Genomic DNA, 23,257 nt, shown 5'->3' with positions numbered 1-23,257 from the left:
TTAATCGATAGCAGCACCGGAAATCTCCAAACGAGAGGGAAGTGAAAAGACCCCCTCATAGCACGAGTTTGAAGTCCCTCCGCGACCTAACCGGAGGCGCGCAGCAAACTCGTCGCACTCCCACACAAGGCCCAGCCTGCGCGTTGCCTTCCGCTTTCTAAGCGATGGGATGGGCTCCTCTTCGGTCAGTTGATCGACACTAGCGGCCGTGCGGTTTCTTGATTTCTGCTCCGATAATAACAGTGCGCATTGGTTAGCGTCGAGCACGATCGACCTGTAGAGCGCACGAAAATATGACGGGCTCTCGTATGCACAGGCCAAAAATCGAATGCCAAAAAAGTTGAGCGGATCAGCCAGTCTGAACTGTATCGGCAGGGACATTCGGCAGAAGAAAAGAGGCGCAGACCGTCCGTCGCCAATTTCTTTTGCGAGGTTGCAAAGGCCGAGCGCTTTCTTATAATCACCCCCCTTCGGCCTCCGACTGTTATTCGAAAATGATGGACGTAAAGACAATGTTTAGGACCGTGAGATCTCGCCTCCACATGACTGACCGAGCAACTGCCTTGACCGTAGTCCTCATGGGGTTAGCGGGCCTTGCCATTAGAGTTTATTTCAATCTCTAAAAGTCACGGCACTGCGCCCCCACCGCCCGGCTTATTCGCTTGCGTTCCGGATGAACCACTTTGTGAAGACGCCGGGGTGATGCTTGGATTTGGCGTAGCTCCTGCCACCGTTTGACCAGGCTGTCCTTGAGGCACAACGGATGCCACCCCGACAGCAGCGATTGAAGATGCCGAGAGGCGCCAATCCCAGAACAATGCTATCACCCAGAGCAGCATCGCCGGCCACGCGCCATTGAAAATAGTGCGCCAAAGAATAGGCGCATTAACTAATGTTTTCAACAGCATTGACAAAACACTTATTGACATCTCGATCGAGCCTAGCGCGATGAATTGAGATATAGACTCTTTCGCAAACATCAATTTGACTTGCTTATTGGAACCACCTCCCGATATTACTGCGAGCAAATTATTTTTCGGGGCAGCAGTTCTTCTTATCATCAATCGCACCACCCAAGCCTTCAACCTTTCCCAAAGAACAACAAGCCCCAGCACGACCGAAGAGACCGCGTCAATCAACGACCAAAACAATCCAGCAACAATAGGAAAAATGAAGATGAAGAGTGGCTCATCAAATCTTTGTATGACCTCAATACCTGGAAAATCAAGAACATCGCCCTTGCCGCTAAAAATCCCGGATATAAAAAACGTTACGCAACAAACCGTGAACCACGTCATAAAGCTAGGAAAAATTTTTAACTTGAAGTTTTCAACAAGAGTGGCCATTTTCTCTCGACTCTCATTCTATATGTCACGAAGCTCAATATTAAGTTCGTGTAGCGATTGTCGGCTGTCGTCACTACATTCTCCAGCCAACCACATAAAGCACTCCAAGCGATGTCTCTCGCGAAAACACCTCCGCAGTTTTTTTCAATTGCCGCACACAACTCTCAACGATTAGCAAAGAGAGTAACACGAGACGATTCGCACGCACGTCGCGGTCTCCCCATGGCACCTTCGAAACGCACGCGCTCTATTTCTGAGCCGTTGGAACAGGCGGAGGACGGTTAGCTGAGGAGCTTTCCAGACTTGCGTAAGTGATGACGTCACGTGATACTGATGGTGAGCCACCCTTATTTTGGCAAACTTTTGGCTTTCTAGCGCCAAGCGATTGATTTGGTTGGCGAATCGCCCTGGGTGGGTTGCCCTCCCTGATTCGCCACCAGCATCAAAAGAAGCCGCTGTTCCGCAAGGATCAGCGGCTTTTTGCTTTCGGCGCGCTTCCCGGCATGCCAGCGTTTTTTTGTCTTCATGCATGACCGGCGCCTTTCCGCATCTCCTTGGTTACGCGCTCGTCGCCATGACACTCAACACGCGTGACTTGCCCGCCGCGAAGTGACGCGACGCTTCTCAAACGCCTCCTCGTTCGAATCAAGCGGAGATGTTTGCTTACAAATGTCACACCGAACGCGTCCACCGGGCAGCAAACGCGGCGTTATAGCAGGCAGGCATCAATGCCTTGCAAGCACTCAACGGAGACGCTGCCATGAACGCCGTACCCCACTTCGATCAAAAGCCCTCGCGTATTCATCCGCTCATGGCAGCGGCCGCCGTCTCGGTGATCCTCGCTTGCGGTACAGGCGTGGCCGCGATGACCGGCCTTCTGCCGTCATCGAAAGCCACCGCGACGGCCGTGACGGCTTCGCCGCTGGTAGATGGGCAAGTCGCCAAGGCGTCGCCCGCAAGCGCGCCGGCTCTGACTGGGAGCGACGCGGATCGATTGCCGCGTGCGGTTCGCGGGCATCACTTGAAACCGGCGTCGACGACGGCACATAGCGTGGCGGCCGCGGCGCCCGCAGCGGTCGAAGCCCAACCGGCGTACGATCCGTATGCCGGCCAGGTCATGGCGGTGAACGCGGTGCAGACCGCGCAGCCCACCACGGGTCTCGGCGCAATAGGCGGCGCGGTCGTCGGCGGTTTGGCGGGGACGCAGATCGGTAACGGTCGCGGACGCACGGCGGCGACGATCATCGGCGCACTTGGCGGCGGGCTCGCGGGCAATCAGATCGAACATGTCGTCCACAAGACGACGTCGTATCAGGTGCAAGTCCGCATGAACGATGGCAGCGTGCGCAGCTTCAATTACGACAGCGCGCCTGGCGTCACGGTCGGCGAGCGAGTGCGCGTGGCGGGTGAATCGCTGAGCCCGGCTTGAGAACGGCGCGCCTTTGCAAAGCCTGACGCGTCTTAAGACAACACTAATTATCGAGTGCGATGATGTTTCCATGCTCATTGCACGAAGCGTCCCGGCCCGCCGGTTCGGGTGCGCGAGCAAGAACCTGTTCCGGAGATTTCCGTGAAGAAAAAATCGACGAATATGAAGTCCGGCCGTCCTGCCATGTCGCCGCTGTTGCGCGCGCTGACCTATAGCCGCGCCGCCCGCGAACCGATGACCAACGCCATGCTGCTTCAAGCCTATGCCGCACTCGACGCCTTCCGGCGCGGACACGGCTCGAAGCCGCTCTTCATGGCGCTGTGCCGGCATTTGCTGATCGCGGAAGAACTCGGCCAGCTCGGTCACGTGACGGATCACGCCGACGACATCACCGCAGCCTACGAAGCGCTCGTCGAACTGGACGAGCGGCACACCGGCACGGGCGAGTGGACGCTCGACGACGCAGCGCACGCCAACCTGTGCGATGCACTCGCCATCTATGCCGACCAGCTCGAAGACGCGACGCTCGAACACATTGCGCAAGCCGAAGCACGCATGGTCACGCAATCGCTCGTCGCGGCGAACCTGCGTCACGAGGCCAAACACGAAGAACTGGCTTAGTCGAAAAGCCGATTGGACGGTTAAGGGTTTATCCGCCACGTATCTTGCTTGCGTGTGTTCGAGAACGAACACTCATACAAAACCGTTGCCTCGATACTGTGTCTGCGCACGGGGGAAGTCGATTCAAGCGCAAACGGACCACAAAAAAGATGGGCGGCATTCGACCGAGTTGTGGGTAAAGGCACAGGCGCGCCAGGCAGGTAACGAATAAAGAGCGCACGGTTTTGCCAACAGCCCGGCGAGTAGCAGGCGAACCACGCCATCGCTCCGACAAAGAAGCTCAAAAGCCGGCACTCGCCGGCTTTTCTTTTTTGCGCGACTCAGCGGTACTTCGAGAACACCGTCCGGCCGCACTCCGCACACCATGAACGCTGCGCGGATTCGATATCCGCATCCCAGACGTGTCCCCACGCGCATCGCCAGGAAGGCGGCGCCTTGATGTCGGCACGGCCCGGCGATAACAGCGCACCGCCGCGCATCTGCGCGATGCCATGCAAGCGCTGCATCTCGACCTCGCGCCGGTGCGACGCGCAGTTCATGCAACGAATATTCTGAGCCGCATCTACCGCGTCGTCCCAGTGATGACCACGGTCGCAAGCCCAGAGCGTGAGCGTCGCATCGTTCGCGTCTTGCAGATAACGGTCGCGATAGCGCGCGGCGTCATTCATCAAGGCGTTTCGTCTCTTGTCGTTATTCTGATTGTTCATTGCCTCTGCAACCTCTCAATGACGTCCGCCGCCCTCCGCCTCCGAGCGCGAAGTCGTCACCACGATGCCGTTCGGATCGAAATGCGCGTTGAACATGGCGTCGCGATTCACGCCATCTTCGAGCCAGTGCCAACTCCACACGCGTTCCTGCTTCAGTCGATACTCCGCGACGGTGGTCGGCTTGCCAAGCAACCGGCGCACTTCATCCTGCGTCATGCCGGGCCTTACCTTCGCGATATTCGCCGCGGTCAGGACCTGCGTCACGGACACGAAGAGTCCGTCGGCGTCGAGATCGACGAAATAGGTGTTCGTTCCCGCCGGGCCGCGCGGATATTCGAGCCGCTTGGACCCGTCGGTGAAAGTCCGTTCGATTTCCGGGTCGCCCATCTGACTGCGAATCTGCGCCTCGGTCGTGACGCCAGGCTGCAAATCCTTCAGCAGCAGATTGTCGGGCTTCACGGCATTGAAAATTGCCTTGAGCTTGTTCAACCCATCCTCGCTTTGCTGCTGATCGCAGCCAGCAAGCAATGACAGCGCGACACATGCCGCGCCCATGACTTTCTTCACCATCACTCTCCTTCGACCTTCATTTTTCAACCTTCATTCTCAACCACCTGCGCCAAGCAGGGGCAACGGGTCAACCGCCGCGCCCGACTTGCGTACTTCGAAATGCAGCTCCGGAGAGCCGCTCGGTCCCGTGCCCATGTCGGCGATGGTCGCACCTTGCTTGACCGTATCGCCTTCGTGCACGAGCAGCTTGTCGTTATAGGCGTAAGCGGTCAGAAAATCGTTGCCATGCCGCACGATGATCATGCGCCCATACGAGCGCAAGCCGCTGCCCGCATACACGACCTTGCCGCCGGCCGCCGCCTTCACGGGCTGCCCGACCTTGCCGGAGATATCGATTCCCTTGTTGCCGCTCGCGCCGAACTTGCGCACGACCTCGCCCTTCGCGGGCCACACGAACGTGCCCCTGGCGGCGCTCACATGTTCTTCGCTGGCTTCGGGCGCGGGCTTTTGCGCGACGGACTTTTCGGTCTTGTCGCTCGATGACTTCTGCGGTGTGGCAATGAGCGGCGGCATGTCTTTCTTTTGCGCCGTGCTCGCGGATGCCACGGCTGCGCCCGGCGGCACCACGCGCAACAACTGTCCGATATTCACCTGCTTGCTTTCGGGCAGCGTGTTCCATTTGGCGAGGTCGTCGGGCTTCTGCTTGTAGTTTCGCGCGATGCCGTAAAGCGTGTCGCCCGGCTTCACGCGATAGAAGCCCGGCTCCGCTGGCGGCGCGTTGAGCGGCACGACCGGCGCGGGAATGACGGCGGGCGACGTCGTCTGAACGACAGGCGGCGCGCTCGACGCCGAACTCTCGACGATAGGCGCGGGCGTGCGCGGTGTGGAGGAACATCCGGCGAGCACTGCCGCGACCGCTGCCCCCGCGATGCCCGCGCGGCTGAATAGCTTGAAACCTTCCATTTGCATCGACACCAACGTTCTCATTCTCTTGTTCTAGTCTCTTGCAGCGTGTTCAAAGCCCACAGCGCCGATTACAGCAATGCGTCGCGCCGCTCCTGTTGCATTACGTGAAACGATCAACATCCGCCAGCATAAAACATTACCGAAACAATTCCGCCGTCGTGACATAAACGACACACGTGGCCATTCGGTGCACCGGGCGTTTCGGCATTCTAAATTTTGATCAAATTACACACTATCTTCGACGCGCTTGCCGTGTCTGGCGCGAGCCGTGGCATCGACAAAACTTGACACTCAGGCCGGTCCGCGTGGCCGTTCTTTGGGCTAAATTCACCGCGCTCGAAAGCAGGAGCTTCCTGCAGTCCTGCAATCATCCAATCTCTCGGAGTTTTTTCTCATGAATTTCTTGCAACACGGAATCATCCTCTGGCTGATCATCGGCGGCGTCGCGGGCTGGCTCGCCGGTCTCATCATGAACGGCAGCGGCTTCGGCGTGATCGTCGACATTATCGTCGGCGTGGTCGGCGGTCTGATCGGCGGCTGGCTGTTCGGCACGCTCGGTATCTCGTTCGGCGGTGGCATCTTCGGCTCGCTCGTGACGGCCGTGATCGGCGCAGTCGTGCTGCTGTTCCTTATCCGCCTGATTCGCCGCGGATAAAACGCATCGAGCGAGGCGCGCAGTAACACGCGTCTCGCTCGATTTCAGTGCCCCAAAGCAGCAATTGCCGTTACGGCTTACGCCTTCGAGCGCCGCCGCGTCAGCTTCCAAAGCGCACCCAGCGCGATCGGCACCACTGCCGCGCCGATTCCCACCAGCACGATCACGTTCAAATACTGCCGAATGAACGGAATGTTGCCGAAGAAGTAGCCGAGTAGCACGAGCAACAGGACCCAAACCAGCGCGCCCAGAATATTGAAGAACTGAAAGCGCGTGTGATTCATCGACGAAGCGCCCGCCACGAACGGCGCGAAGGTCCGTACCACCGGCACGAAGCGCGCGATCACGATAGTCTTGCCGCCGTGATGCTCATAAAAGTTATGGGTCTTTTGCAGCGCCGCGCGGTCGAGAAAGCGCTCCAGCACGGGAATGTTGGTGTCGAACACCTTCGGGCCGATAGCGCGCCCGATCCAGTAATTCACCGTGTTCCCCAGAACAGCCGCCACGAGCAGCAGCACGATGAGCGCGCTCAAGTCCATCGCGTGGGACGCGGCAAACGCGCCGCCGATGAACAACAGCGAATCGCCCGGCAGGAACGGGAATACGACGAGCCCGGTTTCGCAGAACACGATGAGGAACAACACCGCATAGACCCAAGCGCCGTAGTGCTGGATAAAGACACCGAGCGACTTGTCGATGTGAAGGATCATCCCTAGAAATTGCAGCAGCGTGTCCAAAAGCTTTCCTCGAAAAAAATGGCCCGGCGCGACAGGAATCTGCCCGCCGTCAAGAACCGTGGAAGGTCGCGCCATGATACCGAACGCAAACGCGCCTTCAATTAGGAAGCGCTCATCCAGACGCCGTCTCGACGCCCTTTTGCCGCCAAAATCGCGCATCGGGACGCTCGGATGCGAATCGCTATAATTCGGGATGGCCGAACTCAACGATCCCTCCGCCTACACATTGACCGCAGACGCCGCGCGCGGTTCGCGCGCCATCGCGCCGCTTCCCGACCAGCTCATCAGCCAGATCGCGGCGGGCGAGGTGGTGGAACGGCCGGCATCGGTCGTGAAGGAACTGCTGGAAAACGCGCTCGATGCAGGCGCGCGCACCCTGCGCATCACGCTCGATGAAGGCGGCGTGAAGCGAATCGTCATTGCCGATGACGGCAGCGGCATTCCGCCCAACGAACTTCCGCTCGCGCTTTTACGCCACGCGACCAGCAAAATCCGCTCGCTCGCGGACCTGGAAGCCGTCGCCACGCTCGGCTTTCGCGGCGAGGCAATTGCCTCGATCGCTTCCGTCGCGGAGTTGTTCATCACGAGCCGCACCGAGAGTTGTCCGCACGCGACGCGCATCGACGCGCAAACGGGCGCCATTTCCCCGGCAGCCGGCACGGTCGGCACCACCATGGAAGTGCGCGAGCTGTACTTCAACACGCCCGCGCGACGCAAGTTCCTCAAGAGCGAACAGACCGAACTCGGGCATTGCCTCGATGTGATCCGGCGCATGGCGCTCGCGCGCCCGGACGTCGCCATTTCGGTGATGCACAACGGCAAGGCCGTCGAGCATTGGAACGCGAGCGATCCGCGGACGCGCGTCGCGAAGATTCTCGGCGAGGTGTTCGAAACCGCGCATCTGCCGCTCGATGAACGCGCCGGGCCGCTCGCCGTCTATGGTTGCGCGGGCCTGCCGACCGCCAGTCGCGGACGCGCCGATCAACAGTATTTCTTCGTCAACGGCCGCTTCGTGCGCGACAAGCTGCTGACGCACGCGGTGCGCGCGGCCTATGAAGACGTGCTGCATGGCAATCGCTATCCGGCCTATGTGCTGTTCCTCGACTTGCCGCCCGAATCGGTGGATGTGAACGTGCATCCGTCGAAGATCGAAGTGCGCTTTCGCGATTCGCGCTCGATTCACCAATACGTGTTTCATGCCGTGCAGCGCGCGCTCGCGCGGCAAGCGGGCGCGTCGCCGGAAACCACGTCGGGCGGGCATGCGGCGCAGTTGTCGCCGACCGGACCGGCTTCGTTCAGCGCAAAGCCTTACACCACGGGCAGCGGCGATACGGCGCCGATGCGCGGCGAAAACGGCACGTCATGGATGCGCCAGTCGCGCATGATGCAGGGCACCTTGCCTGTCGCGCAGCCGCTTGCGCTGTACGACGCGCTCTTTGGCCGCAAGGACAACGCCGCGCCCGATGCGTCGCCTTCGGTGGCATGGGCCGGCGAAAGCGCGCCGGCTTATGCGCCGCGACCCGCTCCGCTCGATCACGCCGATGACCAGCCGCTCGGCTTCGCCGTCGGGCAGATTCACGGCATCTACGTGCTTGCGCAAAACGCGCGCGGACTCGTGATCGTCGACATGCACGCCGCGCACGAACGCATTCTCTACGAGCAGTTCAAGAATGCGCTTGCGGATCGTGCGATCGCCGTGCAGCCGCTTCTGATTCCGGTATCGATGACGGCGGATGCGGTCGAGATCGGCATTGTCGAGGAAGAGCGCGCCACGCTCGATGCGCTCGGCTTCGATCTGGCCGTGCTCTCGCCGACATCGATTGCCATTCGCGCAGTTCCCGCGCTGCTCAAGGATGCCGATCTGCAAGCGCTTGCGCGCGCCGTGCTGGCGGATTTGCAGGCGTATGGCGGGTCGCGCGTGCTCACCGAGCGTCAGCACGAGTTGCTTGGAACGCTCGCGTGCCATCACGCCGTGCGCGCCAACCGGCGCCTTACGCTCGATGAAATGAATGGCCTTTTGCGCCAGATGGAAGCAACCGAACGCGCCGATCAATGCAATCACGGCCGGCCGACGTGGTTTCAACTCACGCTCGCGGACCTCGACCGCCTCTTCATGCGCGGACAATGACGGCTCGTTCCATCGCGTGTTTATTGGGGCCGACGGCATCGGGAAAGACAGCGGCGGCGCTTGCGATTGCCGCGCGCTCGGCGCGGCCGGTCGAGATTATCAGTGTGGATTCGGCGCTGGTTTATCGCGAGATGGATATCGGCACGGCCAAACCGAGCGCGGAAGAACGCGCGCTGGCCGCGCATCATCTGATCGATATCATCGATCCCTCACAGAGCTATTCCGCCGCGCAGTTTCGCGACGATGCGCTGCGGCTCGTCGGCGAAATCGTCGCGCGCGGGCATGTGCCGCTGCTGGTCGGCGGCACGATGCTGTACTTCAAGGCGCTCACGCAGGGCTTGAACGACTTGCCTCCCGCCGATGCCGATACGCGCGCTCTTTTGGATGCCGATGCCGCGCGCGACAGCTGGCCGGCGTTGCATGCGCGACTTGCGTTAATCGATCCCCAAACCGCCGCGCGTCTCGCGCCCAATGACTCGCAGCGCATTCAACGCGCGCTCGAAGTGTTCATGCTCACCGGGCAGCCGATGTCGGCGCTGCTTGCCGCGCCGCGCGAGTCTTCGGGCGATGCGCCGTATCGCTTCGTGCCGATTGCACTCGAACCTTCGGATCGCGCGGTGCTGCATGCGCGTATCGCGGCACGCTTCGATGCGATGCTGGCGCACGGTTTCATCGACGAAGTGAAGCGGCTGCGCGCCCGTGGCGACCTCGATCTGTCGATGCCGTCGATGCGATGCGTGGGTTATCGGCAAGCATGGGAGTATCTCGACGGCGCGACACGCTATGACGAAATGCGCGATAAGGGCGTCTTCGCGACGAGGCAGTTGTGCAAGCGGCAGTTGACTTGGCTGCGTTCGATACCGGAGCGGGCGGTGGTGGATTGTTGCGCGGGGGATGCAACGGAGCGGGCGGTGGCGACGGTGTTGGCGGTGGGGGGGTAAGCCACTTGAAAAGGTGGGCGCGCGGGACCGATAAAAACGATAGCTTCAAGAATTGCTCGTTTTTGTTTTTATTCTTTGTGTTGCGCTGTGAACCGTAACGACGAACAGTCGCGCTAAAAAACAAAAACCCCCGCCACCAGCGAGGGTTTTCCACACCGACATCACAACGCGGCAAGCCTTCAAACCACCACCGTCTGCGCCTCCCCTTCCGCGCTTTCCCGCACCACACCAATCTGCCAAACCTGTTCACCCGCTGCCGACAGCAAGCCCGTGGCTGCCTGCGCGTCTTCCGCCGCGACGATCACCGCCATGCCGATGCCGCAGTTGAACACGCGATGCATCTCCGCATCCGCGACGCCGCCGTGCTTCTGTAGCCATGCGAACAGCGGCGGCAAAGGCCAAGCGCGATGATCCAGCTCAGCCGTCAACCCTTCGCGCAGCACACGCGGAATGTTTTCGACGAGACCGCCGCCCGTGATATGCGCCATGCCCTTCACGGTCACGGTCTGCATGGCCGACAGCAGCGACTTCACGTAGATGCGCGTGGGCGCCATCAGCGCGTCGGCGAGCGAACGGCCGTCGAAATCGGCGTTCAAATCGGGATTGGCCCGCTCGATGATCTTGCGCACCAGCGAATACCCATTCGAATGGATACCGCTCGACGCGAGACCCAGCACGATATCGCCCGGCTTGATCGTGCTGCCGTCGATAATCTTGCTCTTCTCCACCGCGCCGACCGCGAAGCCCGCGAGGTCGTACTCGCCGTCCGGGTACATGCCCGGCATTTCCGCCGTCTCGCCGCCGATCAGCGCGCAGCCCGCATATTCGCAACCCTGCGCGATGCCCTTCACCACGTCCGCCGCCGTATCCACGTCCAGCTTGCCGCAGGCGAAATAATCGAGGAAAAAGAGCGGTTCCGCGCCCTGCACGAGGATGTCGTTCACGCTCATGGCGACGAGATCCTGGCCCACCGTGTCGTGCCGGTTCAGTTCGAACGCGAGACGCAGCTTGGTGCCGACGCCGTCCGTGCCCGACACGAGCACCGGTTCCTTGTACTTCTTGGGCACTTCGAACAGCGCGCCGAATCCGCCGATGCCGCCCAGCACGCCTTCGCGCAAGGTTTTCTTGGCGAACGGCTTGATCCGGTCGACGAGCGCGTCGCCTGCGTCGATGTCGACGCCCGCATCGCGATACGACAAACCGGGAGCATCAGGGGCGGATTTCGGTTGATTCATGGGGGGAGCGCAAGAAGGTCGGTAAAATGCGATTTTACCCGATGACAGCCGTCCGGCTGGTTTTCCCGCGCGTGCATCGAAGCCTGCCGGCGCTCTTTTCGAGATCGAATACGGTCCGGCGAAAGCAGCGGCGCCGCGCGCGAAAGGCGGCCAGCGGCGGCGTTTCGAACATCGGCGCACCCGAACCGCCTGTTTTCAAGACACGACGAAGACAAGACGAAGACACAACCGATCCGCCCAAACAGCCCGAACCGACTCCTTTCTCACGTGCAACGCCAACTGACGCTCGACCTGGGCACACCACCGCCCGCCACCTTCGACAACTTCTTCGCCGCGAGCAACCACGAACTGGTGACGCGCCTGCGCGAGCTCGAAGGCGCGCTCGCGGCCGGACCCGTCGCGGATCGCACGTTCTATATCTGGGGCGAAGCCGGCAGCGGCCGCAGCCATCTGCTGCACGCGCTCGTGTACGAGGCGAACGGCCGCGCGCGCTTTCTGAGCCCGCAAAGCGCGCTGAACGCGTTCGGTTTCGATCCGCGCGTGACGCTCTACGCCGTCGACGATTGCGACGGCCTCTCGCCCGCGCAACAAATCGCGCTGTTCAATCTCTTCAACGAAGTGCGCGCTTACCCCGCCAGCGCGCTCGTCGCGACCGGCAACGTCGCGCCAATGCAGCTCGCCGTGCGCGAGGACCTGCGCACGCGGCTCGGCTGGGGCCTCGTGTTCCATCTGCTGCCGCTCGCGGATGACGCCAAGGCGTCGGTGCTGCGGCACGCGGCGCGCGAGCGCGGCATCGTGCTGGCCGAAGGCGTGCCCGCTTATCTGCTCACGCATTTCCGGCGCGACATGCCGAGTCTCATGGCGCTGCTCGACGAACTCGACCGCTTCTCGCTCGAAAAAAAGCGCGCCGTGACCATGCCGCTTTTGCGCACCGTGCTCGCGCGCTTCGGCCAGCCTTCGTGGGACCTGGCCGGGTCCGAGACGGAAAGCGCATCGCCCGATTCCATCGACCTGTTCGGCGAGCCTCACGCGCACGCCGCTACAGACAACGCTCCGACCCGCTTCAAGTAAAATGCGCTCCCATGAACCTAGCCCTCTTTGATCTCGACCACACGCTCATTCCCACCGACAGCGACCACGAATGGGGCCGCTTCATGGTCAAGCTCGGTATCGTCGATGCAGACAGCTTCGCGCGGCAAAACGATGCCTTCTACGCTCAATACCAGGCGGGCGTGCTCGATATCAACGCGTATTTGCACGCCATGCTGGGGCCGCTTGCCAAGCATTCGCGCGAGCAACTAGACGACTGGCACGCGCAGTACATGCGCGAGGTGATCAATCCGCGCATCGTCCCGGCTGCCGTCACGCTCGTGCGCGAGCATCAGGATAATGGCGATCTCTGCTGCCTCGTCACCGCGACCAACGCGTTCATCACCGCGCCTATCGCGGAAGCGTTCGGCATCGAAACGCTGATCGCTTGCGAATTCGAAACCGTCGACAACGACCCGCAAGGGGCGCTCACGGGCCGGCCGACCGGCACGCCGAGTTATCGCGAAGGCAAGATCGTGCGGGTCGAGGAATGGCTCGGCACGCTCGGCAAGTCGCTCGCCGACTTCAAACACAGCTATTTTTATAGCGATTCGCACAACGACATCCCGTTGCTCGAACGCGTGACCGACCCGGTCGCAACCAATCCCGACGACACCCTGCGCGCGCATGCGCAAGCCAAAGGCTGGCGCATTCTGAATCTCTTCGATACACGTGATTAAAAAACTCATCCGCAAGCTGTTCGGACAAGAAAGCGCCGATACCACCGATGGCGACGTTCAAGCCAGCGCTTCGTCAGAAACGAAACCGGCTCGCAAGAGCACGCGCAAGAAAACCGTCGCGCCGCCCAAGCGCGATCCGAGCGTGCCGGTCATCCTGTCGTCGGATGTTCATGGCATCGATCCTTCGCTCATCCCGAAGAACGCGGTGCGCGTGACCGACGGGCTGCAACAGGCGGGGCATCGCGCGTTCATCGTCGGCGGCGCGGTGCGCGATCTCCTGCTCGGCGTCGCGCCCAAAGACTTCGATGTCGCGACCGACGCCACGCCCGACGAAGTGCAACGGCTTTTCAGGCGCGCGCGCATCATCGGGCGGCGCTTTCAGATCGTGCACGTGCAGTTCGGGCAAGAGATCATCGAGACTTCCACGTTCCGCGCGCTCGTGGATGCACCGCCCGCGCAAACCGCGCCCGCCGCCGAAGCGCCGCGCCGCTACAAGCGCAGCGAACTCGACACGCGCACGCACGCGGTCGACGCGAGCGGCCGCGTCTTGCGCGACAACGTGTGGGGCGAGCAGCACGAAGACGCCACGCGCCGCGACTTCACCATCAACGCGATGTACTACGATCCGGCCACGCAAACCGTGCTGGATTATCACGACGGCATGGCCGACATCCGCGCGCACCTGTTGCGCATGATCGGCGACCCGGCCACGCGTTATCGCGAAGACCCGGTGCGGATGCTGCGCGTCGTGCGCTTCGCGGCCAAGCTCGGCTTCGAGATCGACGACGCTACGCGCGCGCCCATTCAGGAACTCGCCGATCTCATGGACAACGTGCCCGCCGCGCGTCTGTTCGACGAGATGCTTAAGCTCTTGCTTTCCGGTCACGCATTGGCGTGTCTCACGCGTCTGCGCAAGGAAGGGCTGCATCATGGCGTCCTGCCTTTGCTCGATGTCGTGCTGGAGCAACCGCATGGCGAGAAGTTCGTCACGCTCGCGTTGACGAGCACCGACCAACGCGTGCGCGCGGGCAAGCCGGTGTCGCCGGGCTTTCTCTTCGCCACGCTGCTTTGGCACGACGTGCAGACGCGCTGGCAACAGTTCACCGCAGCCGGCGACTATCCGGTGCCGGCGCTGCATCGCGCAATGGACGACGTGCTCGACATGCAGACCGAAAAGCTCGCCATTCACAAGCGTTTTTCGTCGGATATGCGCGAGATCTGGGGGCTTCAGCATCGGCTCGAAAAGCGCGGCCGCACCGCCTTGAAGCTGCTGGAACATCCGCGCTTCAGAGCGGGTTATGATTTCTTGCTGCTGCGTTGCGAGTCGGGCGAACTGGATGCCGAAATCGGTCAATGGTGGACCGATTTCATCGAAGCCGATCACGCCGATCGCGAAGCATTGCTTACGCAAGGCGGCACGAAAGATCGCGGTCCGAAGAAGCGCCGGCGGCGCAGCAACGCAAAGCGCAAGAACGGTGAGACCGCGGAGCACGAAGCACACGAAGCAGGCGCGGCGAGCGACTCGGGCCCAGTCGAAGGCGCCGACAACGAATAGCGCCGCTTTTCGTTACAGTAGCGAATACAGGTTTGCCCCCGGGCCGTATCGCCGGGATCTACCCGCTTTTCGCCGAACGACGGCGTAGGACTTCTGCCATGACGATTGCTTATCTGGGCCTGGGAGCGAATCTCGGCGATGCGCGCCAGACCCTGAAAGACGCAGTCGTGTGTCTCGCCCAGCAGCACACGATCACCGTGCTCGCCAAATCGAGCCTTTACCGCACCGCGCCGATCGACTCTTCGGGCGACGACTATTTCAATTGCGTCGTGAAGCTCGAAACATCGTTGCCGGCGCGCGCGCTTTTGCGCTTGTGTCACCACATCGAGGAACAATTCGGGCGCGAGCGGCCGTATCGCAATGCGCCGCGCACGCTCGACCTCGACATCCTGCTGTATGGCCAGTCGGGCATCGACGAAGCGGACCTGATCGTGCCGCATCCGCGCATGACGGAGCGCGCGTTCGTGCTCGTGCCGCTGCTCGAACTCGAACCCGAGCTCGTCATTCCGCGACGCGGCCGCGCCAATGCATTTCTCGCGGGCGTCGCCGATCAGCGTATCGAGCAGGTCGCGACCTGCCAATGTCAGGTGCTCACGCGCGCCGCTCCATCCAGTGCAGCAGAGGCACCCGCTGCCGCCACCAAACCCAATTGCCGATGAGCGCTCCGCCTCTCACTGTCACCGCGCCGCAACTGCGCCCGCCGCACCGCTATATCGCGATCGAAGGTCCGATCGGCGTGGGCAAGACCACGCTTGCAACCTTGCTCGCCGAACGCTGGTCCATGCGCACGCTGTTCGAGCGCCCGCAGGACAACCCGTTTCTCGAACGCTTTTATCGCGACACCACGCGCCATGCGCTCGCGACGCAACTGAGTTTCGCGTTGCAGCGCGTGACGCAGACGCGCGAAGCCGCGGAAATGCTCACCGGCCATACGCCGTTGATCGCGGACTTTCTCACGCAAAAGAGCGAGCTTTTCGCACGCCTCACGCTGCCCGACGACGAGTTCCAGTTGTACAAGGACCTGGCCTCACGCATCGGTACGACCGGGCCCGCGCCGGATTTCGTCGTGTATCTGCAGGCGAGTCCCGAAGTGCTGTTTTCGCGCATTCAAAAACGCGCGCTGCCCATGGAACTGCAGATTTCGGATTCGTATCTGCGCGCACTGTGCGATGCGTATAACGAGTTCTTCTATCACTACGATGCAACGCCGCTGCTCACGGTGAACGCGGAGCATCTGAACCCGCTGACATCGGAAGAAGATCTCGCGTTGCTCGTCGAGCGCATCGAGACCATGCGCGGACGCAAGGAATCTTTCGTGAAAGGCGTGTCGGTCTGAGCGCCAGGCTTGCTGCTGTTTTCCCCTAATCGAGTTTTGAAACGACCATGACGTACTTGCAGGAAACGAGCCGTTCGGCGATCACCGTCCCGAAACTCCAGGCCATGCGTGAAGCCGGCGAAAAAATCGCGATGCTCACGTGCTACGACGCGAGCTTCGCCGCGCTGCTCGATCGCGCGGGCGTCGATGTCATGCTGATCGGCGATTCGCTCGGCAACGTGCTTCAGGGCCATGCGACGACGCTGCCGGTCACGCTCGCGGACATCGCGTATCACACGGCTTGCGTGGCGCGCGGCAGCAAGGGCGCGCTGATCGTCGCGGATATGCCGTTCGGCACCATCGGATCGCGCGAGGAAACCTACGCCAACGCCGTGCAACTGATGCGCGCCGGCGCGCAGATGGTGAAGCTCGAAGGCGGCGAATGGCTTGCGGACACGGTGCGCTTTCTCGTCGAGCGTTCGATTCCCGTATGCGGACACGTCGGTCTCACGCCGCAATCGGTGCACGCGTTCGGCGGTTTCAAGGTGCAGGGCAAGTCCGAAGCGGCCGCCGAGCAAATGCGCCGCGACGCGCTGGCGCTCCAGCAGGCGGGCGCCCGCTTACTCGTGATCGAAGCCGTGCCGACGCTGCTCGCGCGCGAAGTGACCGAGAGTCTGGCGATTCCGACTATCGGCATTGGCGCGGGCATCGACTGCTCGGGACAGGTGTTGGTGCTGCACGACATGCTCGGCATCTTCCACGGCAAGCGTCCGCGTTTCGTCAAAGATTTCATGCAGGGACAGCCGACCATTTTCGCGGCGGTCGACGCTTACGTGCGCGCAGTGCGTGAAGGCACATTCCCCGGCCCGGAACACACCTTCTGATTTTTTTGACGCCGATTGCGTTTTGTCGTACATATGGCGAGATTCTTGCAAAGTAAGCTGCGAACAGTCACCAAGAACGAGAACAGCCATGTGGCAAGTCCTTCCCGATGAATATATCCGCGCGCAGATGGCCGTCGGCGCGCTCGTCGTTTTCGGCGTCGCGCGCGTCGTTGCGGCGGCAATTGGCGCGCAGCGTGGCTGGCGCATTCCTGTCGTTACTAACTGGTTCATTGGCGTGGCGGGCATTTTCTGCGCGCCGCAAATGCTCGAAGTGCTGCTCGTTGCAAGCTCGCACACGGCTTATGTCGAATTGCAGGGGAAAGTGATCGGTTGCGCGGTGGCGCTGTTCTGCGCGCCGATCGTCAGCCATCGGCTGGGATACGAGTAACCGTTCGAAACGCGTTCAGCCGGCGAGCGCCGCGCCCGGCACGCCGTGAGACAACACCGACGCCGTGGCGAACACGCAAAGCATCAGCACCGCTTCAAGGCGCATCACGTTGATGACCGTGTGCGCATCCATCGTCGATGCCGTGCGCTGCAGGCGCGGCAACACCGACCAGCGGTTGAGCGCGCCCAAGGCGAGCGCCGCCAGAACCAGTCCCGTCTTCACGATCAGCGCGTGCCCCCAGTTGCTGTCGACGAGCACCGCCGCCGATCCGTCCGTGCCGCGCCACGCGTTGAACACGCCCGTCGCGATGATGACGATCACCGCGAGCGTCGCCGCCCGCGACATACGCGCGACGATGCGAATCAAGAACGCACGCGCCACCGATGTTCCGAGCGCCGGCAACGTCGCCAGCGCGCCCACGATGACGATTCCGCCCCACACGCCCGTGGCAAGCAGATGCAGCGTCTGCACGGCTTCGGCGAGAGAAAACGCGCCGGCATCGGCGGCATGGCCGATAGCCGCTTTCCCTGCAGCGGCCACGAGCGCGCCGAAGATCGCGAACCCTGTCTTCGATGCGCCTTGCGGTCTGCCCGTCGCGCAGGCCAGCACGATCACCAGGCCGCCCGCCAACGCCACCAGCCAGCCGATGCCCGCTTGCGTGCTAGTCGCAACGAGCCACAGCGACGCGCCCGCATCGGTGACAGGCGAACCGCTCATCGCCGCGGCCTGAAGCCACAAGCACACGAAGTTGCAAGCCACGAAGGTAATTGCGGCCACGGTTCCGGCACGCGCTGCATGCCGCCAACCCCGATGCGCAGGCGAAACGACCGCGTGCGCTCTTTCGCCGCAGAGCCACGCGTCGAAGAGCGCCGCGCCAAGCGCACAGGCAAACGCGGTATCGCTCAATGCTCCGAATACGACCTGCGCGAGCCAGAGAAAGTCGAAATCGCCGTTCATGGCGCCGCCGTGGACGCTTCGGGAACGCCAATTGTTGGATGTAAGGCTGGGGAGATCATGGAAGAACCTGCGAGTCTCGGCTCGCGCAGTCTAAACGAACGCACCTTGCGCGGCACCATTGAAAGGTCTTGAACCTGTGCATCGAGCTTCCTAAGCTTGCCGTGAGAATGGAGTGCAGCGACCCCGTTTTTCGCACGAAGAAGTCGATGCTTTGTCGACATGCACTTGTGTTGCGCTATGTCAAAGTTCTTGGTTGCGACGCGGCAGATTGTCGCGATTGCGCCTCAGTGAGGGCGGAAAGTTGTGTCAAATAGTCATCATCATGCATCGATGATAGAATTCCGCGTCGCATCAGAGGCTCGTCGAGCCACTATGGCCGTGGCCCGCCACCCTCCGCCACCCAACGCGTGGCCGTGGTTCGCCACCTTCGCACCGAGCCGCACGAAGCTCGGCAGGTCCCCGAATTTCATGGAGTGTCGCGTGTTTTCAAGACGCATTTTTCGTCCGCTGCTCGCTTTGGCCGTCGTCAGCAGCGCCGGCGTATTCGGCGCGGGTCAGGCACAAGCCCAGGCGCAGAACCAGCCGATCGCCCCGGACACCATGGCAGCGCGCGTGCAAGGCTGCACGGCATGTCACGGTGTTCATGGCGAAGGCACGGACAATGACTATTTCCCGCGTCTTGCCGGCAAGCCTGCCGATTATCTGTACAACCAGCTCCAGAATTTCCGCGAAGGCCGGCGCAAGTATCCGCCTATGAACTACCTCGTCACGTATCTCTCGGACGACTACCTTCATCAGATCGCCGGATACTTCTCGAGCCAGCGCCCGCCGTATCCGCCGCCCGCCAAGACGAACGTTTCGGCTTCCACGCTTGCGCGCGGCCAGCAAATCGTGCTGAACGGCGATGCATCGAAGAACATTCCCGCCTGCGCGGCCTGTCACGGCAAGGGTCTGACCGGCATGCAGCCGGCCATTCCGGGCCTCGTCGGGTTGCACTCGGATTACATCAGCGCGCAAGTCGGTGCATGGAAATCGGGCACGCGCCACGCGAAAGCGCCTGACTGCATGCAGCAAATCGCCTCGCGCCTGACCGACGACGACGTGACCGCCGTCGCTGCCTGGCTCTCTACGCAAACCGCACCCGCCAACCCGGTGCCCGCGCCCGCTGGCTCGTTGAAGATGCCGCTGACCTGCGGCAGCGAACCGCAATAAGGCGTCTGGAGCGACAACATAATGAAACGCAAGTCCCTGTTCGCACTCTCCTCGGCTGTCGTGGTGGCAGCCGTCGCAGCCGCCGCCGTCCTCTGGTCGGGCGGCGACAACCTGCATTCGCGCGGCGCCGTCGCGGCGACGCCTACCGACAAAGCCGCGCTGATCAAACAAGGCGAATACCTCGCGCGCGCCGGCGACTGTATCGCGTGCCACACGGTGCGCGGCGGCAAGGAATTCGCGGGCGGCCTGCCCATGGCGACGCCGTTCGGCACCATGTTCACGCCGAACATCACGCCGGACGATCAATTCGGCATCGGCAAATGGACGTCGGACGACTTTTACCGCGCGATGCACACCGGCCGCTCGAAGGACGGCAGTCTGCTCTATCCAGGCTTCCCGTTCACGAGCTACACGAAGGTTACGCGCGCCGACTCGGACGCGATCTACGCGTATCTGCGCTCCGTCCCGCCGGTCAACGAAGCGAGCCGTCCGCATGAACTGCGCTTCCCGTTCAACAACCGCAATCTGCTGATCGGCTGGCGCACCCTGTTCTTCAGCGAAGGCGAGTACAAGCCGGACCCGACCAAATCGGTCGAATGGAACCGCGGCGCGTATCTGGTCGAAGGCCTCGGCCATTGCGCCATGTGCCATACGTCGATCAACGCCATGGGCGGTCCGGTCAGCTCGGCGGCATTTGCCGGCGGTCTGATTCCGCTGCAAAACTGGTATGCGCCGTCGTTGACGTCGAACAAGGAAGCCGGTCTCGGCGACTGGGACATCAAGGACATCAACGACTTGCTGAAGTCCGGCGTGTCGCAGCGTGGCGCGGTGTTCGGCCCGATGGCTGAAGTCGTCCACAACAGCTTGCAGTACATGACCGACGGCGACATCAACGCGATCTCGACGTATCTCAAGTCGATTCCGCAAAAGAAGGAAGCGCCGGAGTCGTTGCAGCTCGAAACCTCCGAGAAGTTCGGCGGCGAATTGCTGACCATGGGCAAGAAGGTCTACACCGAGAACTGCGCGAAGTGTCACCAGGAGAATGGTCTCGGCAAGCCGCCGGCATATCCGCCGCTCGCGAATAACCAGTCCATCCAGATGCCGTCGGCCGTCAACCCGATCCGCATGACGCTCAACGGTGGTTATCCGCCGAGCACGGGTGGCAACCCGATGCCGCACGGCATGCCGCCGTTCGCGCAGTCGCTGTCGGATACGGAAGTGGCCGCGGTCGTGACGTACATCCGTATGTCGTGGGGCAATCACGGCACGCCGGTGTCGCCGCAGCAGGTGAGTAATCTGCGTTCGGCGCCGCTCGACTGACATTCGGGAAAGACAGCGTACAATACGCACTGGGGCGCAGCCTTCAACTTAGGCCGCGCCCCTTGTCTTTTGTGGCGCGTCACCGGCGCGTCTTTCGGTATGGATCGGGCATGTACGTAGGCGAGCGGTTCAACAGCATCAGCCATTTGATCGGCACGGTCTTGTCGATCGCCGGTCTGGTGGCGCTCGTCGTAATGGGTGCGTTGGACGGCGATGCCTATAAGGTCGTGAGCTTCGCCATCTATGGCGCCATGCTCTGCGCGCTCTACCTGATTTCGACGCTGTACCACTGCGCGCGCTCGCCTCGCCTAAAGTCGATTCTGCAAAAGTGCGACCATTCGGCAATTTATTTGCTGATAGCAGGCAGCTACACACCGTTTACACTAGTGACATTGCGCGGTCCCTGGGGCTGGTCGCTATTCGGCGTAAGCTGGGGCCTCGCGGTTCTCGGCATTACGCAGGAACTCACGCTCGGGCGCCGAACCCGCAGCGTTTCGATGGTGCTGTACGTGTTGATGGGCTGGCTCGCGCTCGTAGCCGTCCGTCCACTCGTGACGGCGCTGCCGCCCGCGGGCACCGCGTGGCTGGTGGCGGGCGGCGTGATCTATAGCGCCGGTATCTACTTTTTCATCAACGACGAGCGTATCCGGCACGGCCACGGTATCTGGCATCTGTTCGTGCTGGCGGGCAGTCTTTGTCAGTTCGTGAGCGTCGCGCGCTATGTCGCGTGAAGCGGCGAAAAGCGAGTGAGCCCGGGCATCGCGGCTTCATCGATGCAACTTACGGCCAGCCGGCGTGTCTTGATAACGCGTCGAATCCCCGCGGCAACGCTTCGCGCTCATCGATAAATCGATGAACGCTCGATGGCAAGCCGCCCGATTTTTTTCCGAGCGTCGCACATGCGCGCAACCGGCAGAACCACGGTTCGCCGCAACGTCATTCGCATGCACGCCGTTCGACACAACGAATTCGAAAATCCCTTATGTCCTTTGATTCACTCGGCCTGTCCGAACCTCTGCTACGCGCTGTCAACGAACTGGGCTACACCGTCCCGACCCCGATCCAGCTCCAGGCCATCCCCGCCGTTCTGAAGGGCGGCGATCTCCTGGCGGGCGCGCAGACCGGCACGGGCAAGACCGCCGGCTTCACGCTGCCGATCCTGCAACGTCTTTCGCAACTGGCGCCCGCTGCCGCCGGAACGAAGCGTCCGATCCGCGCGCTCATCCTCACGCCGACGCGCGAACTCGCCGCGCAGGTCGAGGAAAGCGTGCGCGCTTACGGCAAATATCTGAAGCTCAAGTCGACCGTGATGTTCGGCGGAGTGGGCATCAACCCGCAGATCGACGCGTTGAAGCGCGGCGTCGATATCGTCGTGGCAACGCCGGGACGTTTGCTCGATCACATGCAGCAGAAGACCATCGACGTGTCGCAGCTCGAGATTCTCGTGCTCGACGAAGCCGACCGCATGCTCGACATGGGCTTCATTCACGACATCAAGCGCGTGCTCGCGCGCCTGCCCGCGAAGCGTCAGAACCTGCTTTTCTCGGCTACTTTCTCGGATGAAATCAAGGCGCTGGCCGACAGCCTGCTCGATTCGCCCGCGCTGATCGAAGTCGCGCGCCGCAATACGACGGCCGAGCGTATCGAACAAAAGATTTATCCGGTGGATCGCGACCGAAAGCGCGAGATGCTCACGCATCTGATCCGCACGAACAACTGGTTCCAGGTGCTCGTGTTCACGCGCACGAAGCACGGCGCGAACCGGCTTGCCGAGCAATTGGGCAAGGACGGCATTAGCGCGCTTGCGATTCACGGCAACAAGAGTCAGTCGGCGCGTACGCGTGCGCTGGCCGAGTTCAAGGATCAGACCTTGCAGGTGCTCGTCGCCACCGACATCGCGGCGCGCGGTATCGATATCGATCAGTTGCCGCACGTGGTCAACTTCGATTTGCCGAACGTGCCGGAAGATTACGTGCACCGTATCGGCCGCACGGGTCGCGCGGGCGCGGATGGCGAAGCGGTATCGCTCGTCTGTGTGGACGAGCTTCAGTTGCTGAAGGACATCGAGCGTCTGATCAAGCGCTCGATTCCGCAGGAAGTGATTCCCGGCTTCGAGCCGGACCCGGATGCCCGTCCCGAACCGATTCAGCGCCGCAGCCAAGGGCGCGGCGGTCCGCGTGAAGGCGGCGAAGCGAAGCGCAGCAGCGCCCCGCGACGCGAAGGCGAAGCGAAGCGCGGTGGCGGCGAAGCGCGACGCGATGGCGGCCGTGCAAGCGGCGCGGCATCTGGCGAAGCGCGCGGCAGTGGCAAGCCGGCGAACGGTAATCGCAACGGCGGATCGCAAGCGGCGAATTCACGCGATGGCCGCGATGCACGCGGTCCCAAGCCTGCCGGCGCGAAGCCCGCCGCTCCCAACGCCAATGCAGGCGCGGCAACGCGCCGTCCGGATGCGGCACGCGCGGCGAATCCGAACGCAAAGGCCGGTAATCCCGGCGCGCTGCTCGGTGGCAAGGCGCGCAGCGACAGCGGCGGCGCGCGGCGCGACGGCATGCGCTCGGGCGGCCGCGGACGTTAAGTATTCG

At 62.1% G+C, this 23,257-nt stretch carries 24 protein-coding genes; 16 read left to right on the top strand and 8 right to left on the bottom strand.

Annotation, left to right across the window (positions count from 1 at the left end):
• Window positions 1-626: 626 nt before the first annotated feature.
• On the bottom strand, window positions 627-1,346 hold the full coding sequence (locus LDZ28_RS02110) for a hypothetical protein (protein ID WP_244827094.1): 720 nt from the start codon (window positions 1,344-1,346) through the stop codon (window positions 627-629).
• 371 nt (window positions 1,347-1,717) lie between these two features.
• Window positions 1,718-1,873 (bottom strand): hypothetical protein, encoded by a 156-nt coding sequence (locus tag LDZ28_RS02105; RefSeq protein ID WP_244827093.1) that lies wholly within the window; start codon window positions 1,871-1,873, stop codon window positions 1,718-1,720.
• A gap of 233 nt (window positions 1,874-2,106) precedes the next feature.
• Here LDZ28_RS02105 and LDZ28_RS02100 point away from each other — a divergent pair, with 233 nt between their 5' ends.
• Window positions 2,107-2,775, top strand: coding sequence for a glycine zipper 2TM domain-containing protein (locus LDZ28_RS02100; RefSeq protein ID WP_244827092.1), 669 nt, complete (start codon window positions 2,107-2,109; stop codon window positions 2,773-2,775).
• A gap of 141 nt (window positions 2,776-2,916) precedes the next feature.
• Window positions 2,917-3,396 carry a hypothetical protein gene (locus tag LDZ28_RS02095; protein WP_244827091.1) on the top strand — a complete coding sequence of 160 codons (480 nt, stop codon included), beginning with the start codon at window positions 2,917-2,919 and terminating at the stop codon, window positions 3,394-3,396.
• Between the two features lie 320 nt (window positions 3,397-3,716).
• Here LDZ28_RS02095 and LDZ28_RS02090 read toward each other — a convergent pair whose 3' ends face one another.
• Genes LDZ28_RS02090 through LDZ28_RS02080 form a run of 3 tightly spaced genes read right to left on the bottom strand, consistent with a single transcriptional unit; the run spans window position 3,717 to window position 5,600 of the window.
• Complete coding sequence (locus tag LDZ28_RS02090) at window positions 3,717-4,064, bottom strand: hypothetical protein (RefSeq protein WP_244827090.1); 348 nt, start codon at window positions 4,062-4,064, stop codon at window positions 3,717-3,719.
• A gap of 54 nt (window positions 4,065-4,118) precedes the next feature.
• A complete protein-coding gene (gene bamE / locus LDZ28_RS02085; RefSeq protein ID WP_244827089.1) occupies window positions 4,119-4,673 on the bottom strand; it encodes an outer membrane protein assembly factor BamE in 555 nt (184 codons plus the stop codon).
• Window positions 4,674-4,709: 36 nt separating this feature from the next.
• Window positions 4,710-5,600: a peptidoglycan DD-metalloendopeptidase family protein gene (locus LDZ28_RS02080; protein WP_244827088.1), complete on the bottom strand. Its 891-nt coding sequence runs from the start codon at window positions 5,598-5,600 to the stop codon at window positions 4,710-4,712.
• Between the two features lie 382 nt (window positions 5,601-5,982).
• Here LDZ28_RS02080 and LDZ28_RS02075 point away from each other — a divergent pair, with 382 nt between their 5' ends.
• Window positions 5,983-6,234: a GlsB/YeaQ/YmgE family stress response membrane protein gene (locus LDZ28_RS02075; protein ID WP_244827961.1), complete on the top strand. Its 252-nt coding sequence runs from the start codon at window positions 5,983-5,985 to the stop codon at window positions 6,232-6,234.
• Window positions 6,235-6,311: 77 nt separating this feature from the next.
• Here the strand turns inward: LDZ28_RS02075 and LDZ28_RS02070 are convergent, their stop codons facing one another.
• Window positions 6,312-6,971 carry a VTT domain-containing protein gene (locus tag LDZ28_RS02070; protein ID WP_244827087.1) on the bottom strand — a complete coding sequence of 220 codons (660 nt, stop codon included), beginning with the start codon at window positions 6,969-6,971 and terminating at the stop codon, window positions 6,312-6,314.
• A gap of 193 nt (window positions 6,972-7,164) precedes the next feature.
• Here LDZ28_RS02070 and mutL point away from each other — a divergent pair, with 193 nt between their 5' ends.
• Window positions 7,165-9,099: a DNA mismatch repair endonuclease MutL gene (gene mutL, locus LDZ28_RS02065; RefSeq protein ID WP_244827086.1), complete on the top strand. Its 1,935-nt coding sequence runs from the start codon at window positions 7,165-7,167 to the stop codon at window positions 9,097-9,099.
• Complete coding sequence (miaA, locus tag LDZ28_RS02060) at window positions 9,096-10,040, top strand: tRNA (adenosine(37)-N6)-dimethylallyltransferase MiaA (RefSeq protein ID WP_244827085.1); 945 nt, start codon at window positions 9,096-9,098, stop codon at window positions 10,038-10,040. The genes mutL and miaA overlap by 4 nt, the downstream gene beginning before the upstream one ends.
• A 179-nt stretch (window positions 10,041-10,219) precedes the next feature.
• On the opposite strand, the gene purM is transcribed toward miaA, so the two are convergent.
• Window positions 10,220-11,275, bottom strand: a complete 1,056-nt coding sequence (gene purM / locus LDZ28_RS02055) for a phosphoribosylformylglycinamidine cyclo-ligase (RefSeq protein WP_244827084.1) — start codon at window positions 11,273-11,275, stop codon at window positions 10,220-10,222.
• 267 nt (window positions 11,276-11,542) lie between these two features.
• Between purM and hda the strand changes: the two genes are divergently transcribed.
• The 7 genes from hda to LDZ28_RS02020 all read left to right on the top strand — a co-directional run bounded on the left by hda (window position 11,543) and on the right by LDZ28_RS02020 (window position 17,186).
• Window positions 11,543-12,346, top strand: coding sequence for a DnaA regulatory inactivator Hda (gene hda / locus LDZ28_RS02050; RefSeq protein ID WP_244827083.1), 804 nt, complete (start codon window positions 11,543-11,545; stop codon window positions 12,344-12,346).
• 11 nt (window positions 12,347-12,357) lie between these two features.
• On the top strand, window positions 12,358-13,044 hold the full coding sequence (locus LDZ28_RS02045) for an HAD family phosphatase (RefSeq protein WP_244827082.1): 687 nt from the start codon (window positions 12,358-12,360) through the stop codon (window positions 13,042-13,044).
• Window positions 13,037-14,599: a polynucleotide adenylyltransferase PcnB gene (gene pcnB / locus LDZ28_RS02040; RefSeq protein WP_244827081.1), complete on the top strand. Its 1,563-nt coding sequence runs from the start codon at window positions 13,037-13,039 to the stop codon at window positions 14,597-14,599. The genes LDZ28_RS02045 and pcnB overlap by 8 nt, the downstream gene beginning before the upstream one ends.
• Before the next feature lie 98 nt (window positions 14,600-14,697).
• On the top strand, window positions 14,698-15,258 hold the full coding sequence (gene folK, locus LDZ28_RS02035; RefSeq protein ID WP_244827080.1) for a 2-amino-4-hydroxy-6-hydroxymethyldihydropteridine diphosphokinase: 561 nt from the start codon (window positions 14,698-14,700) through the stop codon (window positions 15,256-15,258).
• Window positions 15,255-15,935, top strand: a complete 681-nt coding sequence (locus tag LDZ28_RS02030) for a deoxynucleoside kinase (protein WP_244827079.1) — start codon at window positions 15,255-15,257, stop codon at window positions 15,933-15,935. The genes folK and LDZ28_RS02030 overlap by 4 nt, the downstream gene beginning before the upstream one ends.
• Before the next feature lie 47 nt (window positions 15,936-15,982).
• Window positions 15,983-16,798 carry a 3-methyl-2-oxobutanoate hydroxymethyltransferase gene (panB, locus tag LDZ28_RS02025; protein WP_244827078.1) on the top strand — a complete coding sequence of 272 codons (816 nt, stop codon included), beginning with the start codon at window positions 15,983-15,985 and terminating at the stop codon, window positions 16,796-16,798.
• Window positions 16,799-16,886: 88 nt separating this feature from the next.
• Window positions 16,887-17,186 (top strand): hypothetical protein, encoded by a 300-nt coding sequence (locus LDZ28_RS02020; RefSeq protein WP_244827077.1) that lies wholly within the window; start codon window positions 16,887-16,889, stop codon window positions 17,184-17,186.
• 15 nt (window positions 17,187-17,201) lie between these two features.
• Here the strand turns inward: LDZ28_RS02020 and LDZ28_RS02015 are convergent, their stop codons facing one another.
• Entirely contained in the window at window positions 17,202-18,143 is a 942-nt protein-coding gene (locus LDZ28_RS02015; protein ID WP_244827076.1) for a CopD family protein, read from the bottom strand.
• A 468-nt stretch (window positions 18,144-18,611) separates the two neighbouring features.
• Here LDZ28_RS02015 and LDZ28_RS02010 point away from each other — a divergent pair, with 468 nt between their 5' ends.
• The 4 genes from LDZ28_RS02010 (at window position 18,612) to LDZ28_RS01995 (ending at window position 23,250) form a co-directional block, all read left to right on the top strand.
• A complete protein-coding gene (locus LDZ28_RS02010; RefSeq protein WP_244827960.1) occupies window positions 18,612-19,355 on the top strand; it encodes a cytochrome c in 744 nt (247 codons plus the stop codon).
• A 21-nt stretch (window positions 19,356-19,376) separates the two neighbouring features.
• Window positions 19,377-20,675 carry a cytochrome c gene (locus LDZ28_RS02005; protein WP_244827075.1) on the top strand — a complete coding sequence of 433 codons (1,299 nt, stop codon included), beginning with the start codon at window positions 19,377-19,379 and terminating at the stop codon, window positions 20,673-20,675.
• Window positions 20,676-20,785: 110 nt separating this feature from the next.
• A complete protein-coding gene (locus LDZ28_RS02000) occupies window positions 20,786-21,406 on the top strand; it encodes a hemolysin III family protein (RefSeq protein WP_244827074.1) in 621 nt (206 codons plus the stop codon).
• Window positions 21,407-21,657: 251 nt separating this feature from the next.
• Entirely contained in the window at window positions 21,658-23,250 is a 1,593-nt protein-coding gene (locus LDZ28_RS01995; RefSeq protein ID WP_244827073.1) for a DEAD/DEAH box helicase, read from the top strand.
• Window positions 23,251-23,257 lie beyond the last annotated feature (7 nt).

This window comes from Caballeronia sp. TF1N1 (genome assembly GCF_022878925.1).
Lineage (GTDB): Bacteria > Pseudomonadota > Gammaproteobacteria > Burkholderiales > Burkholderiaceae > Caballeronia.
The sequence above is the reverse complement of the archived record's forward strand: the minus strand, read 5'-3'. Positions and strand labels throughout refer to the sequence as shown.

What these genes read in the sequence shown, in the direction of transcription:
- LDZ28_RS02110 (WP_244827094.1), bottom strand. Translation starts at nt 1,346, where the DNA reads ATGGCCACTCTTGTTGAAAACTTCAAGTTAAAAATTTTTCCTAGCTTT.
- LDZ28_RS02105 (WP_244827093.1), bottom strand. Translation starts at nt 1,873, where the DNA reads ATGAAGACAAAAAAACGCTGGCATGCCGGGAAGCGCGCCGAAAGCAAA.
- LDZ28_RS02100 (WP_244827092.1), top strand. Translation starts at nt 2,107, where the DNA reads ATGAACGCCGTACCCCACTTCGATCAAAAGCCCTCGCGTATTCATCCG.
- LDZ28_RS02090 (WP_244827090.1), bottom strand. Translation starts at nt 4,064, where the DNA reads ATGAATGACGCCGCGCGCTATCGCGACCGTTATCTGCAAGACGCGAAC.
- bamE (WP_244827089.1), bottom strand. Translation starts at nt 4,673, where the DNA reads ATGGTGAAGAAAGTCATGGGCGCGGCATGTGTCGCGCTGTCATTGCTT.
- LDZ28_RS02080 (WP_244827088.1), bottom strand. Translation starts at nt 5,600, where the DNA reads ATGAGAACGTTGGTGTCGATGCAAATGGAAGGTTTCAAGCTATTCAGC.
- mutL (WP_244827086.1), top strand. Translation starts at nt 7,165, where the DNA reads ATGGCCGAACTCAACGATCCCTCCGCCTACACATTGACCGCAGACGCC.
- miaA (WP_244827085.1), top strand. Translation starts at nt 9,096, where the DNA reads ATGACGGCTCGTTCCATCGCGTGTTTATTGGGGCCGACGGCATCGGGA.
- purM (WP_244827084.1), bottom strand. Translation starts at nt 11,275, where the DNA reads ATGAATCAACCGAAATCCGCCCCTGATGCTCCCGGTTTGTCGTATCGC.
- LDZ28_RS02045 (WP_244827082.1), top strand. Translation starts at nt 12,358, where the DNA reads ATGAACCTAGCCCTCTTTGATCTCGACCACACGCTCATTCCCACCGAC.
- folK (WP_244827080.1), top strand. Translation starts at nt 14,698, where the DNA reads ATGACGATTGCTTATCTGGGCCTGGGAGCGAATCTCGGCGATGCGCGC.
- LDZ28_RS02030 (WP_244827079.1), top strand. Translation starts at nt 15,255, where the DNA reads ATGAGCGCTCCGCCTCTCACTGTCACCGCGCCGCAACTGCGCCCGCCG.
- panB (WP_244827078.1), top strand. Translation starts at nt 15,983, where the DNA reads ATGACGTACTTGCAGGAAACGAGCCGTTCGGCGATCACCGTCCCGAAA.
- LDZ28_RS02020 (WP_244827077.1), top strand. Translation starts at nt 16,887, where the DNA reads ATGTGGCAAGTCCTTCCCGATGAATATATCCGCGCGCAGATGGCCGTC.
- LDZ28_RS02015 (WP_244827076.1), bottom strand. Translation starts at nt 18,143, where the DNA reads ATGAACGGCGATTTCGACTTTCTCTGGCTCGCGCAGGTCGTATTCGGA.
- LDZ28_RS02010 (WP_244827960.1), top strand. Translation starts at nt 18,612, where the DNA reads ATGGAGTGTCGCGTGTTTTCAAGACGCATTTTTCGTCCGCTGCTCGCT.
- LDZ28_RS02005 (WP_244827075.1), top strand. Translation starts at nt 19,377, where the DNA reads ATGAAACGCAAGTCCCTGTTCGCACTCTCCTCGGCTGTCGTGGTGGCA.
- LDZ28_RS02000 (WP_244827074.1), top strand. Translation starts at nt 20,786, where the DNA reads ATGTACGTAGGCGAGCGGTTCAACAGCATCAGCCATTTGATCGGCACG.
- LDZ28_RS01995 (WP_244827073.1), top strand. Translation starts at nt 21,658, where the DNA reads ATGTCCTTTGATTCACTCGGCCTGTCCGAACCTCTGCTACGCGCTGTC.